Here is a 12,532-nt window from a genome sequence, read left to right as displayed (position 1 = left end):
ATAGTCCAGCTATTTCAAGGCTGGAAAGACGCTTGGGCGACGCGTGCGGCAAAAGGCGGTAACGACGTGCGAATGGGATGGTTGGCGCGACCGATCGAGAATGCCGCGGCGGCAAGCAAGCTGGTGTCAACACAGCTGGGCGTACTGCCAGCAGTCGAGAGGCACAGCCGTTGCTCGCTGCTCAAAGCGGCGTCTTCCGACGTTCGCGGGATATCACCCATGCTCGCAACGGGTCTGCCATAGACTTTCGCATCGCCTGACCGATGCTTCCGTCCGATGGTGGCGCAGGCCGAGGCGGCGCAACTTTCCTCCGTAGACGCCAGGTGGCGGTCCATGGAGGCTCATGCCAGATCCACGGACGCCAGCGGCGGAGGTGGCCGATACGGCCGTGGTCAGCAGGAGACAAACATGAGCCTGGACAACATTTCACACCCCTCGATCCAGCACTGCGCCGACAGCCTGACGGCGAAGCACGGCAACGGCAGGCCGGAGCCCGAATTGGTTCCGTCGCGCTACGCGCTGCAGGTCGGCGACATCGACGTGCTGATCGTCAGCGATGGAGTGCTGCCGATACCAGCCCCGGTCATGGCATACAACGTCGACCCGGCCGTCAGGGCGGCCTGGCTGGACGAGATGTTCCTGCCGCCGGACGTGCTCGAATGGCCGCTGAACGTGGTCGTCGTGCGCAGCGGCGGCCGGACCATACTCGTGGACGCCGGGTTGGGGGCGGACCCGGACTTGCACTTGCCGCGGGCCGGGCGGTTGGTCTCGCGACTGGAGGCCGCCGGCATCGATCTCGCATCCGTGACCGACGTGGTGCTGACCCATATGCACATGGACCATATCGGCGGGCTGCTCATCGACGGGGTGAAGGACCGGCTGCGTCCGGATCTGCGGATTCACGTGGCGGCCGCCGAGCTCAAGTTCTGGGAGGCGCCCGATTTCTCCCGCGCCTCCATGCCAACGGGGTTCCCGGATGCGCTTCGGCGGGCGGCCAAGCGGTTCGTGAACGAGTACCGCAGCCAGTTGCGGCCGTTTGAGACGGAGCACGAGGTGGCGCCGGGGGTGGTTGTCACGCTCACTGGCGGCCACACCCCCGGGCACAGCGTGGTCCGCCTGGCGTCCGGCGGCGATAGGCTGACCTTCGCCGGCGACGCCGTGTTCCAGGTCGGGTTCGACCAACCCGACTGGCACAACGGCTTCGAACACGACCCTGAGGAGGCGGCCCGCGTCCGCATCAATCTTTTGCGGGAGCTGGCCGCGACCCGTGAGCCGCTGGTGGCCACTCACCTGCCATTCCCGTCCATCTGCCATGTGGCGGTGGACGGCGACGTCTTTCGTTGCGTACCGGCTGTCTGGGACTACTGACCCGCTTGTCGGGTCAGAGCCGCACCAGGTCGGATCGAGACTTATCGCGCCATGATCGTGTGCTCGTGCAATGTGTTGAGCGATCAGGATGTCCGCTCCGCCGTCAAGGCGGAGCGGACGTGCTCGATCCGCCAGGTCTATGGCTGTCTCGGCTGCAGCGCCCAGTGCGGCCGTTGCGCGCGTACTATCCGCCGCATCATTGACGAGGCGCTCGCCAGCGCTCGTGCGGCATCCTGCAACGGCCGCGCGCAGTCCTGACTCGGCCGCCTCGGCCGTCCGGCGCAGCCTTTCAGTCAGGAACCCATAGACCAACGTATCGGATGCATGCGTCCTCGGCATGATAGTTCGAACACTGGAAAGGCTGGCATGCTTGGGTCCTCCACAACCCCAACCAAGGAGCATCGGAAATGACGCTCGGATTCGTTCTTTCGAGGATGCTGCAGATCTTCCTGAGGGTCTGGGCCGTCGACACGACGGCGCAGCCGGTTAGGCGCGGCGGTAACGGGTTTGCGCGCGCGATGGTCCGGCCGATCTACTTACGCGTCCCGTCGAGGAAGGTTCGTGACCGCGAGTGAACCCGCCATCCGTGTTAAAGGACGGCTGGCCAAGGAGCGCCGACCGATATCAATACCGGCAATTTCAAAACCAGAGGCACTCCGATGAGCGGTGGGCATTCCACCTATATTCCCAAGACCAGGATCGGACGCTGGTTCGACGCCCGCCTGCCGGTGCCGCGCCTGGTGCATGATCAGTTCATCGTCTACCCGGTTCCGCGCAACCTGAACTACGCCTATTCGTTCGGCGGCATCCTGTCGATGATGCTGGCCGCGCAGATCGTTACCGGCGTCGTGCTGGCCATGCACTACGCGGCCGACACGACACTGGCCTTCAATTCCGTAGACAAGATCATGCGCGACGTGAATTCCGGCTGGCTTTTGCGCTACCTGCACTCCAACGGCGCGTCGTTCTTCTTCATCGCGGTCTACGTCCATGTCTCCCGTGGCCTCTATTACGGCTCCTACAAGGCGCCGCGCGAACTGCTGTGGGTCCTCGGCTGCACCAACCTTCTGTTGATGATGGCTACGGCGTTCATGGGTTACGTGCTGCCCTGGGGACAAATGTCGTTCTGGGGCGCGACCGTCATCACCGGCTTCTTCAGCGCCATTCCGCTGGTCGGCGAATGGATCCAGCAGCTTTTGCTCGGCGGCTTTGCGGTGGACAATCCAACCCTAAACCGCTTCTTTGCGCTGCATTACCTGCTGCCGTTCATGCTGACGGGCGTCGTCATCCTGCACATTTGGGCGCTTCACGTCGCCGGCCAGACCAATCCGGCAGGCATCGACGTGAAGTCAAAAACCGACGTCGTGGACTTCACGCCCCATGCCACAATGAAAGATGTGCTCGGGGCCGTGGTGTTCCTGCTCGCCTTTGCGTACTTCGTGTTCTACGTGCCGAACTATCTCGGGCATCCAGACAACTACACCGCCGCCGACCCGTTGAAGACGCCGGCGCATATCGTGCCCGAGTGGTACTTCCTGCCCTTCTACGCGATCCTGCGCGCCGTCACCTTCAACATCGGGCCGGTCGACTCGAAGCTCGGCGGCGTGCTCGCCATGTTCGGCGCCATCGCCGTGTTGTTCTTCGTGCCCTGGCTCGACACGTCGAAAGTGCGCTCGGCCGTCTACCGGCCTTGGTACAGGCGGTTCTTCTGGCTGTTTGTCGCCAACGCCCTCTTCCTTGGCTGGCTGGGGTCCAAGCCGGCGGAAGGCTGGTATATCCCCGCCATGCAGGTGTCGACCCTCTACTACTTCGCGTTCTTTCTCGTCGTCATGCCGCTGCTGGGCGTGATCGAGACGCCGCGCCGGCTACCGAACTCGATAACCGAAGCGATTCTGGAGAAAGGCAAGGATTAACACCGAAGGATCGCTCGTCAGGCTCCGAGGCGAGGATTTGTGCGAGGATTTTATGGATTCTTATCCGGTCACGAGCTGGTGGAATGCTCCCCATCTCTACATGGTGCTGGTCGGTCTCGCCGGCATAGTCGTTTGGCACGTCATTCCGCGGCGGCTCTCCACCACCAGGCTGATTGTCCAGATCGCATTCTTCCTTACCATGTCGGTCCTGCTGCTTGACGGAGCCGTGCTCCCCTACGAACCGACACGGGGCACCGAGACAACCGCTAGCGCAATCCTCGTCGGTTCGGCCAAGTTGCTGTGGTGGGTTCACCTCGCCTGGGCGCTGATCGGGTTTGTCCGCATCTATCTCGTGTTCGAGCGAAAGCCGCGCGAGGCGCGCCTTCTGCAGGACCTCGTCGTCGGCGCCGTCTATGTTGGGATGCTGCTGTCGATCCTGGCTTTCGTCTTCGGTGCGCCGGTCGGAACGCTGATCGCCACCTCGGGCGTCTTTGCCATCGTACTCGGACTGGCGCTCCAGAATACGCTGAGCGACGTCTTTTCGGGCATCGCGCTCACCCTCGGCCGACCTTATGTGCTTGGGGACTGGATCGTTTTGAGCGACGGCACCGAAGGCCGCGTCGTGGAGACCAACTGGCGATCGACCCACCTGCTCACTTTGGCGCATAACGTGGTGGCGCTGCCGAACAGCTTCCTCGCGAAGCTAGGGCTGACCAATGTCAGCAGCCCTGAGGAGAGCCATGGGCTGTCCGTCACGATAAGATTGGCGCCGACCAAGATGCCGGCGATCGTCGCGGACGTCATGAACGCGGCCTTACAAAGCAGCAACACAATACTGAGGGAGCCGCCGCCAGTGGTCGCCATCAAAGCTCTGGATGCGACGGCGATCGAGGTCGATTTGTTTTTTCGGGTCGCAAATGTTGGCCAGCGTATTCCAGCGACGAACGAAATCTTCGATCTTGTCTACCGTCATTCCAAGTCCGCGGGTTTGCGGCTGGCAACGCCACCCTCCTCTTCGATTCTCATGAATGACTTGCCGAACGAAGAGACGGCAAATCTCCCAGAAGTCACGCCGATCAAGCTTATAAATGCCATACCAGTATTCTCGGCGTTGACTGACAACGAGAAAAAAGCCCTCGCGGCAACGGTTACGGTGCGCACCTATCGCAAGGGCGACATCATAGCACGACAGGGAGAGATGCTGCCCTCCCTCATGATTGTTCGGACGGGCATCATTGTCCGAGAGCGCGGCGAAGATGACGCCCATCCGCAGGAGATCGGCCACCTCGCTCCCGGCGACTTTTTCGGAGAGACGGGTCTGCTAGCAGGCATCGGCGAGACCTCGACATTGCGCTCAAAGAAACACGTCGTGGTCTACGAGATTGACCAGCAAAGCTTCGCGCCCCTGCTGCTCGACCGGCCCGAAATGGCCGAAGATCTTGCGGCGGTCCTCTCAGCCAGGATGTCCCTCGGCGGTAGCCGCACCGGACAAGAGCACACGGATTCGAAATTCGCGCTGCTCAAGGCCATGCAGACGATCTTTCACCCAGCACCGTTCCGGCGCGTTTCGAGCGCCGGCAGACCGGGCCTACAAGAAGGGAGGTAGCCATGAGCATCCGACAACTGGTGTCGCAGATATCGATTTGCCGGTGTCAAGTGAACCTGTGAGCGGTTTCAAGGTACGGCGCGTATTGCCCTCCAGGGGCGCGCTGTGAGCCGGCACCCTATTGGCTTGCAGTTAATCCTGCCGGGCCTCCATGGCGGGCAGGCGCAATATCACTGTCGTGCCCGAGCCGACGGCGCTTTCGATATCGACGCGCCCGCCGTGGCGCTCGGCAAAATGCTTCACCATCGGCAGGACGCCGCCCAGGCCCGTGCCCTTGGTGGTGAAAAAGAGATCGAAGGCGTGGAGCACGGTCTCCCGCGTCATTCCGATTCCACTGTCTTCGATACGGAGCTCGACGACAGTGCCAGGATCCAGAACGACCGCGGCGGCGTTTATCGAGATCAACCCGCCGTCCGGCATCGCGTCGCGCGCGTTGAATACGAGATTCAAGACCGCGTTCTGCAAACCCAGCGGATCGCATTTTGCAGCGGGTAGATCGCGTCCAAGGCGAACTTCGAGACGAACGTTCGTCTCCCATGCGCTTCGGACAAGGTTTTCGACCTCGGCCAAGCAGGCGCCCACGCTTGCATGTTCCGGCGCTCGATGACTTGCCGCGGCCCGGCCGACCGTCTCCCTGACAAGCGCGGCGGCTTGCTGCAGGGCGGTCCTGGCGCTGGCGATTACGGAGTCGAGAGCTGGAGCCGTCGAGACGCTCGGGTCGCGGGCGACCTGATTCAGTGCAGATGAAGCGACCTGAATTAGATTGCCCAGATCATGAACAATGCCGGCCGTCGACTGCTCTGACGGCGGGTCGGACAGGGGAACATCAGTAGTCCGGTTAAAGACATGATTGTCGGCCGTGCCTGATCTTGTTTCCGCGCCTGACATTTTCATGCCCTCTTTTGTTCGATCGACCCCTGGCAATCCGGTCGTGTGAGGACACTATATTGAGGAGCATTTCCGGGTCGATTGGATGGAGGACGAGGGCGAGCCATACGGCGGTATATGTCTCGCTGCAGTTTTCGCCGATTGATCGCCATGGCACTGACAGCCGACGCCAGTCGGCCGCGCACTCCCTGCCGACCTTGGGCGCGCTGCCTGGGAACGTCGGCGCGGCCGGCGATGCGTTCGATCGATGCCGGGAACCTACCCGTGCGCCGACCACCGGCTACAGCTGCCACTCCCCCGGGTGCATCATCCTAGACTTTCGGATCGCCTGACCGAGCCGTCCGTCGAATATTTTCGCGCGCCAAGTGGGCGCATTCTTCTCGGTATCGGACGACCCGCCGCACAGGAGAAGACACGTGCACAAGATCATCAGAGCTCTGGCCCTTGTTTACGCATGTTGCGTGTCAGACAGCGCGACGACGCAGGCCGCGGACCATCAGGCAAAACCGACGATCGTGCTGGTGCACGGGGCCTTTGCTGAATCGTCGAGCTGGAACGGCGTCATCGCCGAGCTCAACCGGGAGGGTTTCCGGACCATCGCTGCGGCCAACCCACTTCGCGGCGTTGCAAGCGATGCGGCCGCCGTATCGGCCGTCATCGGATCCATCGGCGGACCGGTCGTCCTGGTCGGCCATTCTTACGGCGGGCCAGTCATCACCGAGGCAGCTAACGGGAAGAACAATGTGAAAGCGCTGGTCTATGTGGCCGGATTCGCCCCGGACAAAGGCGAGTCCAGTCTCACGCTTTCGGGGAAGTTCCCAGGCAGCACGCTTGGCGAGGCGCTCCTGTCGGTGGCGCGGCCGGATGGAGGACAGGACCTCTACATCCAGCCGGAAAAGTTTCACCTGCAGTTCGCGGCCGATGTGACGGCAGCGCAGGCCAGCCTGATGGCGGCGACACAACGCCCGGTGGCTGACGCCGCCCTGGCAGAACCCTCCGGCGCGCCTTCCTGGAAGACAATTCCATCCTACGCGATCTACGGCTCGGCGGATCGGAATATCCCGCCGGCGGTCATGAAGTTCATGGCCGAGCGCGCGCATTCGGTGAAGACCATCGTCGTCGAGGGCGGGTCGCACGCGCTTATGGTCTCGCGTCCAGAAGCGATCGCCTTGCTCATAGAGGAAGCCGCATCGGCGCAGTGACGAAACCGGCCGCCTCGCGCCGGCTGCATTCAACAAGTGCAAGCCCCAGGAGACATCGACATGAAAATCGTGGTCATTGGCGGCACTCGGTACATCCGGTTAGCGACCGTCGAGAGGTTGCGTCAACAGGGGCACGACGTCGTGGCGGCGTCGCCGCAACGTCGAGCCCTCACAACAGCGGCACCTCATGATCCCGGCCACGCTGGCAGACCTCTTCGGGAATTCCTCGAGAACACCGCCTCCGTCCTGCGCCACCTATGGCACGGCCGACAGCTTTGGCTTCGGCTACTACGGCAGCGCCTCGGAGGTCGTGGGTCGGGGCCAAGCGAGGGAAGGCTGCGAAGACAGTGTCGCTTGAGCCAAGCCCTTGCGCTGGCGGTCGAGCGAGTCGCGGACGCGCGTCGCTCTCATCGAGGAATTCAGGGCCGGCACGGTTAGAGCCACCGGCGTTGTTCCAAGTAGATCTTTTCGAAGTCAGAACAGGAGAATGAAATGAAAATCGTAATCATCGGCGGCACCGGACTTATCGGCTCCAAGACCGTCGCAAGGCTGAGCGTGAAGGGCCACGACGTGTTGGCGGCGTCGCCAAGTGGCGGCGTCAACACCTTCACCGGTGAAGGATTGGATAAGGCTCTTGCCGGGGCGGAGGTTGTCATCGACCTCGCCAATTCGCCGTCGTTCGAGGACAAGGCCGTTCTCGAGTTCTTCGAAACAGCCGGAAAGAACCTGCTCGCGGCGGAGAAGGCCGCCGGCGTGAAGCATCACATTGCGCTCTCGGTAGTCGGGGCGGAGCGCCTGCCCCGGAGCGGCTACCTGCGCGCCAAGATGGCTCAGGAGAAGCTGATCAGGGAGTCGGGAATTCCCTACACGATCGTTCACTCGACCCAGTTCTTCGAGTTCCTTGGCGGCATTGTGCAGTCGGCAACCGTCGGCGACACGGTCTCGGTATCGTCGGCCTACTTCCAACCCATCGCCGCCGACGATGTTGCAGAGGTGATGGCTGACGTGGCGCTCTCCCAGCCGATTAACGGCGTGATGGAGATCGGCGGCCCCGAGCCCTTCCGCATGAACGAACTGGTCTTGCGTTTTCTGCAGCTCGCCAACGATCCCAGGAAGGTGATCGGTGATCCTCATGCGCTCTATTTCGGGACCGAGCTAGACGACCGATCGCTTGTCCCGGGCGCGGGTGCCCGCATCGGTTCGACGCCGTTCGAAGACTGGTTCGACCACGCCCCGTCTCGGCGAAGCGGTGTTGCGGCGTAACGGCGGCATCTGAAGACAACCCGCAAGGGAAACGACGATGGACCACAAGCTGCCCATTGCGCCTCAGGCAAGTCGCCGAGCCCTCCTCCTCGGCGCAGCGGCCGCCGGCATTGCAACCGGCCTGCCCAAATATGCGCTCGGGCAAGGGACAGCCGGCCAGGAATCGAACTCATCCATCTCTCAAGAAGGATCGAAAGATATGAGCACTACCACCACCAAGGATGGCACCGAGATCTACTACAAGGACTGGGGTCCGAAGGATGCTCAACCGATCGTCTTCCACCACGGCTGGCCGCTCAGCGCCGACGACTGGGACACGCAGATGCTTTTCTTCGTCGGGCATGGATATCGCACCATAGCCCATGACCGGCGCGGGCACGGCCGTTCCGCGCAGGTGAGCGACGGTCACGATATGGATCACTATGCTGCCGACGCGGCGGCGGTGGTCGAGCATCTCGGCCTGAGGGACGCAATCCACGTCGGCCACTCGACCGGCGGCGGCGAAGCCGCTCATTACGTCGCCCGCCACGGCAACGGGCGCACCGCGAAGCTCGTCCTCATCGGCGCGGTGCCGCCAATCATGGTGAAGACGCCGGCCAATCCTGGCGGCCTTCCGATCGAAGTGTTCGACGGGCTGCGCAAGTCGCTCGCCGACAACCGCGCGCAGTTCTACATCGATTTCCCATCGGGCCCTTTCTACAGCTTCAATCGGCCGGGCGCGAAAGCGATCCCGGGCATCATCCAGAACTGGTGGCGGCAGGGCATGATGGGCAGCGCCAAGGCGCACTACGACGGCATCAAGGCCTTTTCGGAAACCAATTTCACCGACGACCTCAAGATCATCGACGTGCCGACACTCGTCATGCACGGCACGGACGATCAGATCGTGCCCATTGCCGATTCCGCGCCGTTATCCGCAAAGCTTCTGAAGAACGGCAGGCTCAAGATCTATGAGGGCTTTCCGCACGGGATGTGTACCACGCATGCCGATGTGGTGAACGCCGACTTGCTCACCTTCATCAGGTCCTAGGCTCGCGCCGTGTCCTGAGGCGAGAGCCCGATCGCCGGCCGTCCTCCCCTCCGGCCGGCGATCACCCCAATCTCAACCGCAAACTGGAGTCAGACAAATGATCCGGAGCATACTCTACAGCACCGCCGCTCTCGCGGCGTTCATCGCCACCGCCGCGCTGGCCGACAATACGGCTGGCGCTTTCAAAAACGTGAAGCTCGTTTATGATCAGCCGCTTCCGAACGTGCCCGGCAAGAGCATGAGAGGTGTGCTTGTCGACTATGAGCCAGGCGGCAACTCGCCCGCGCATCTCCATCCCAAATCTGCCTTCATCTACGCCACGGTTCTCGAAGGGGCGATCAAGAGTCAGGTCAATGATGGCCCGGTGGTCACCTATCGCGCCGGCGAGAGCTGGTCCGAATATCCCGGCGATCGTCACCGCGTCAGCCAGAATGCCAGCGCGACTGACCCCGCCCGGCTGCTGGCCGTCTTCATCGTCGACACCAGCGAAACCGAACTTGTGCTCCCCTACGAAGAATGAGGTCGAATCTATCGCCCTGTTTGAACAGGAAAGCGCCGCGCCGCCGTTGCGTTTGAAGCGCTCCTCGGCACGGCGCGCAACCAAGGACGGCGCAATGCTCATCGACAAACTGCATGCCTTCACGTCGTCGCGGCTGGCCGTGATCGACTTGGATGCAACGGTGCAAGAGGCCGCCCTTTCACTGTCCAGGCCTGGCATCGGCCTCGTTGTGGTATGCAATGCAGGCGGAGGCGCGGAGGGTGTGCTCAGCAAATCCGATCTCGTGCGCCATCTCGCCGGCCCGGGGTCCAAGACACCGCCAGTGTCCGACCTGATGAACAGATCCATTGTCTCCTGCAGTCCGCAGGACGATGTCCACGACGTATGGCAGACCATGGCGGCGCGAAGCTTGCAGAACATTCCGGTAATCGACGTCGGCGCCAGGCCTCTCGGCATACTGGACATACGCGACGCGATGAAAGTGTTGTTCGAGCAGGAAGAAATGCAGGAGCGGATGCTCTTCAATTATGTCGCCGGCGTCGGCTACCGCTAACGGTTTTTGCCGCGCCTCCTCCAGGCATATCCCGAAAAGGATCGTGAACATGAAACTATACTACAGCCCGCTTGCGTGCAGTTTGGCCGATCACATCGCCCTACTCGAAGCTGGCGCGCCATTCGAGCGGGAGAGCGTCAACCTGAAGACCAAGCGGACGGCATCGGGGGCCGATTTCAACGATGTAACGCGAAAGGGCTACGTTCCGGCGCTGGTGCTGGACAACGGAGAAATCCTCACCGAGAACATCGCCGTCCTCGATTGGCTCGCTACGGAGTATCCAACGCTCGGTATTCCAGGAAACCTTGGCCGCACGCGCGTGTTAGAAGCGCTGGTTTTCATCTCGACCGAGGTGCACCGCAGCTTCAAGCCGATGTGGCATGCCAGCAGCGAAACCCAAAAGGCGCAGGCAAAAGCGACGATCTCCAAGCTGCTGGACATACTTTCCGAGAGGCTTGCGGGCAACTACCTGTTTGGCGCAACGCCCAGCGTCGCGGATTTCTATCTGTTCGTTATGCTCTTGTGGGCCGAGCGCTATGATGTCGGCATTCCCGCGCCATTCGTTGCATTGCGTCGCCGCATGGCGAGCCGTCCGGCAGTGCAAGCGGCCATGCGGCAAGAGGGCCTGATCTCATTGATAGACAGTGAAGCGAATGCTCACACCCGTGAAGAGCGCGATCATGTCACTGGATAACAAGGTTGTCATCGTCACCGGAGGAAGCTCCGGCATCGGCCGCGCCGCAGCCCTGAGCTTTGCCAGGCAAGGTGCGAAGATCCTCATCACCGGACGCCGCCCAGCAATGGTGGAGGAAGTGGCCGCTGAGCACCCGAATATAATGAGTCTCGTCGCCGACGCTGCGAAGCCCGAGGATGCCCCTCGCACCATTGCGAAGGCAATCGACACATGGGGACGTCTGGACATCCTCGTAAACAATGCCGGCGCTGGCGCTCTCTTGCCTCTGGGCGATGCTACCGCTGAGCGGATCGCGGACATCTTCGCGGTGAATGTCGTTGGCCCAAGCCTGCTGGCGTCGGCAGGCCTTCCGCATCTGACGGCGGCGAAGGGAGCGATCATAAACATATCGAGCACGTTCGGTCACAAGCCCGCGACGGGTCTGTCCCACTACGCCGCCAGCAAGGCAGCGCTCGAACACCTGACGCGCTGCTGGGCGCTCGAACTCGCGCCACAGGGAGTGCGGGTCAACGCCATCGCTGCCGGTCCAACCGAATCGGGAGCACTGACGGGTATGATGGGGCTCTCTCCGGAACATGCAGCGGTTATCGAGGAAGCGGAGCGAGAGCAGATACCGCTCAAACGACGTGGCAGTCCGGACGACGTAGCCAGGTGGATCGTGCATCTCGCCGATTCGGCGTCCGAGTGGGTGACCGGGCAGGTAATCGCCGTGGATGGGGGCCTTGGCCTCACATGACGGACGTGCCGACGAACAGCCGTTCGAAAATCGCTGAGGAGACTATAGACATGAACCGAGCCAGCCGTCGAATCCTTGGAGGGGTTTTGGTTCCCGATACGCCGCTTGTGCAACGGGCCCTCGACTATGCTCGGCGCGAATGCGAATCCTATCTGTTCAATCATGTCGTCCGTTCTTGGCTATTCGCGGCGCGGATTGGACAGCTTCGGAACATCGATCACGACGCGGAAGTCGTCGCCCTGGCGACGCTGCTGCATGACATCACGCTCAACGAGCGCTTTAACGGCCCGCGCCGCTTCGAAGTCGAAGGCGCCGACCTAGCCCGGATCTTCGCACAGCAAGGCGGTGTCGACGAGCGCCGAGCCCAGCTGATCTGGGACAGCGTCGCCCTAAACTCGACACCGTCGATAGGCCTCTACAAGGAGGCGGAGGTGGCGCTCTGTACTGCCGGCATCTGCCTGGATGTGATCGGCCTGCAATACGAGCTTGTCCCTGCAGCGGAGATCGCAAGGATCGTCAAGGAATTCCCGCGGCTCAAGATGAAGCGTCGCATGACCCGGTGCTTCTGTCACATCGCCGAGACCAGGCCGGAAACGACCTACGACAATTTCGTCCGGGATTTCGGTGAACGCTATGTATCTGGATACCGAGCTCCTTCTTCCGTCGATCTCGTGTCGAACGCGCCATTTGAAGGTTGAATACGGCTGGAGCCGGATTGTCCGGATTCGTCGCACCCGGCGAATTCGGCTGTCTACCTTCGCCCGTGGCCGGCGACTCGTG

14 protein-coding genes and 1 pseudogene are annotated in these 12,532 nt (G+C 62.1%); 14 read left to right on the top strand and 1 reads right to left on the bottom strand.

Features of this window, described 5'->3' with window-relative positions; genetic code table 11:
• Positions 1-408: 408 nt before the first annotated feature.
• From AC0L2A_RS20110 to AC0L2A_RS20090, 5 genes are all read left to right on the top strand, one after another.
• Positions 409-1,368 (top strand): MBL fold metallo-hydrolase, encoded by a 960-nt coding sequence (locus tag AC0L2A_RS20110; RefSeq protein ID WP_473610275.1) that lies wholly within the window; start codon positions 409-411, stop codon positions 1,366-1,368.
• Positions 1,369-1,419: 51 nt separating this feature from the next.
• On the top strand, positions 1,420-1,626 hold the full coding sequence (locus AC0L2A_RS20105) for a (2Fe-2S)-binding protein (protein ID WP_292188178.1): 207 nt from the start codon (positions 1,420-1,422) through the stop codon (positions 1,624-1,626).
• Between the two features lie 149 nt (positions 1,627-1,775).
• Positions 1,776-1,943, top strand: coding sequence for a hypothetical protein (locus AC0L2A_RS20100; protein WP_292545199.1), 168 nt, complete (start codon positions 1,776-1,778; stop codon positions 1,941-1,943).
• 84 nt (positions 1,944-2,027) lie between these two features.
• Positions 2,028-3,281, top strand: coding sequence for a cytochrome b (locus tag AC0L2A_RS20095; protein ID WP_473610274.1), 1,254 nt, complete (start codon positions 2,028-2,030; stop codon positions 3,279-3,281).
• A gap of 52 nt (positions 3,282-3,333) precedes the next feature.
• Positions 3,334-4,887: a mechanosensitive ion channel family protein gene (locus tag AC0L2A_RS20090; protein ID WP_473610272.1), complete on the top strand. Its 1,554-nt coding sequence runs from the start codon at positions 3,334-3,336 to the stop codon at positions 4,885-4,887.
• Between the two features lie 132 nt (positions 4,888-5,019).
• Here AC0L2A_RS20090 and AC0L2A_RS20085 read toward each other — a convergent pair whose 3' ends face one another.
• On the bottom strand, positions 5,020-5,775 hold the full coding sequence (locus tag AC0L2A_RS20085; RefSeq protein WP_473610271.1) for a sensor histidine kinase: 756 nt from the start codon (positions 5,773-5,775) through the stop codon (positions 5,020-5,022).
• 416 nt (positions 5,776-6,191) lie between these two features.
• Here AC0L2A_RS20085 and AC0L2A_RS20080 point away from each other — a divergent pair, with 416 nt between their 5' ends.
• From AC0L2A_RS20080 to AC0L2A_RS20040, 9 genes and pseudogenes are all read left to right on the top strand, one after another.
• A complete protein-coding gene (locus AC0L2A_RS20080) occupies positions 6,192-6,977 on the top strand; it encodes an alpha/beta fold hydrolase (RefSeq protein WP_473610270.1) in 786 nt (261 codons plus the stop codon).
• 60 nt (positions 6,978-7,037) lie between these two features.
• Positions 7,038-7,133, top strand: a pseudogene (locus AC0L2A_RS20075) (NmrA family transcriptional regulator); the annotation flags it as partial.
• A 336-nt stretch (positions 7,134-7,469) separates the two neighbouring features.
• A complete protein-coding gene (locus tag AC0L2A_RS20070) occupies positions 7,470-8,240 on the top strand; it encodes an SDR family oxidoreductase (RefSeq protein WP_456008406.1) in 771 nt (256 codons plus the stop codon).
• A gap of 199 nt (positions 8,241-8,439) precedes the next feature.
• Positions 8,440-9,270, top strand: coding sequence for an alpha/beta fold hydrolase (locus AC0L2A_RS20065; protein ID WP_473610268.1), 831 nt, complete (start codon positions 8,440-8,442; stop codon positions 9,268-9,270).
• A gap of 97 nt (positions 9,271-9,367) precedes the next feature.
• Positions 9,368-9,790 carry a cupin domain-containing protein gene (locus AC0L2A_RS20060; protein ID WP_128166215.1) on the top strand — a complete coding sequence of 141 codons (423 nt, stop codon included), beginning with the start codon at positions 9,368-9,370 and terminating at the stop codon, positions 9,788-9,790.
• Between the two features lie 94 nt (positions 9,791-9,884).
• Positions 9,885-10,322: a CBS domain-containing protein gene (locus AC0L2A_RS20055; RefSeq protein WP_473610267.1), complete on the top strand. Its 438-nt coding sequence runs from the start codon at positions 9,885-9,887 to the stop codon at positions 10,320-10,322.
• A 49-nt stretch (positions 10,323-10,371) separates the two neighbouring features.
• Positions 10,372-11,016 (top strand): glutathione S-transferase C-terminal domain-containing protein, encoded by a 645-nt coding sequence (locus AC0L2A_RS20050; RefSeq protein WP_473610266.1) that lies wholly within the window; start codon positions 10,372-10,374, stop codon positions 11,014-11,016.
• Positions 11,003-11,752 (top strand): SDR family NAD(P)-dependent oxidoreductase, encoded by a 750-nt coding sequence (locus AC0L2A_RS20045; RefSeq protein WP_473610264.1) that lies wholly within the window; start codon positions 11,003-11,005, stop codon positions 11,750-11,752. The genes AC0L2A_RS20050 and AC0L2A_RS20045 overlap by 14 nt, the downstream gene beginning before the upstream one ends.
• Before the next feature lie 50 nt (positions 11,753-11,802).
• A complete protein-coding gene (locus AC0L2A_RS20040; protein WP_473610263.1) occupies positions 11,803-12,450 on the top strand; it encodes an HD domain-containing protein in 648 nt (215 codons plus the stop codon).
• The last annotated feature ends 82 nt before the right edge of the window (positions 12,451-12,532 follow it).

This window comes from Mesorhizobium sp. WSM4844 (genome assembly GCF_055811775.1).
The sequence above is the reverse complement of the archived record's forward strand: the minus strand, read 5'-3'. Positions and strand labels throughout refer to the sequence as shown.

Excerpts from the sequence above, each read along its gene's own strand:
- AC0L2A_RS20085 (WP_473610271.1), bottom strand. The coding sequence starts at position 5,775 with ATGTCAGGCGCGGAAACAAGATCAGGCACGGCCGACAATCATGTCTTT.
- AC0L2A_RS20090 (WP_473610272.1), top strand. The coding sequence starts at position 3,334 with ATGGATTCTTATCCGGTCACGAGCTGGTGGAATGCTCCCCATCTCTAC.
- AC0L2A_RS20095 (WP_473610274.1), top strand. The coding sequence starts at position 2,028 with ATGAGCGGTGGGCATTCCACCTATATTCCCAAGACCAGGATCGGACGC.
- AC0L2A_RS20065 (WP_473610268.1), top strand. The coding sequence starts at position 8,440 with ATGAGCACTACCACCACCAAGGATGGCACCGAGATCTACTACAAGGAC.
- AC0L2A_RS20040 (WP_473610263.1), top strand. The coding sequence starts at position 11,803 with ATGAACCGAGCCAGCCGTCGAATCCTTGGAGGGGTTTTGGTTCCCGAT.
- AC0L2A_RS20055 (WP_473610267.1), top strand. The coding sequence starts at position 9,885 with ATGCTCATCGACAAACTGCATGCCTTCACGTCGTCGCGGCTGGCCGTG.
- AC0L2A_RS20100 (WP_292545199.1), top strand. The coding sequence starts at position 1,776 with ATGACGCTCGGATTCGTTCTTTCGAGGATGCTGCAGATCTTCCTGAGG.
- AC0L2A_RS20050 (WP_473610266.1), top strand. The coding sequence starts at position 10,372 with ATGAAACTATACTACAGCCCGCTTGCGTGCAGTTTGGCCGATCACATC.
- AC0L2A_RS20110 (WP_473610275.1), top strand. The coding sequence starts at position 409 with ATGAGCCTGGACAACATTTCACACCCCTCGATCCAGCACTGCGCCGAC.
- AC0L2A_RS20045 (WP_473610264.1), top strand. The coding sequence starts at position 11,003 with ATGTCACTGGATAACAAGGTTGTCATCGTCACCGGAGGAAGCTCCGGC.
- AC0L2A_RS20070 (WP_456008406.1), top strand. The coding sequence starts at position 7,470 with ATGAAAATCGTAATCATCGGCGGCACCGGACTTATCGGCTCCAAGACC.
- AC0L2A_RS20105 (WP_292188178.1), top strand. The coding sequence starts at position 1,420 with ATGATCGTGTGCTCGTGCAATGTGTTGAGCGATCAGGATGTCCGCTCC.
- AC0L2A_RS20060 (WP_128166215.1), top strand. The coding sequence starts at position 9,368 with ATGATCCGGAGCATACTCTACAGCACCGCCGCTCTCGCGGCGTTCATC.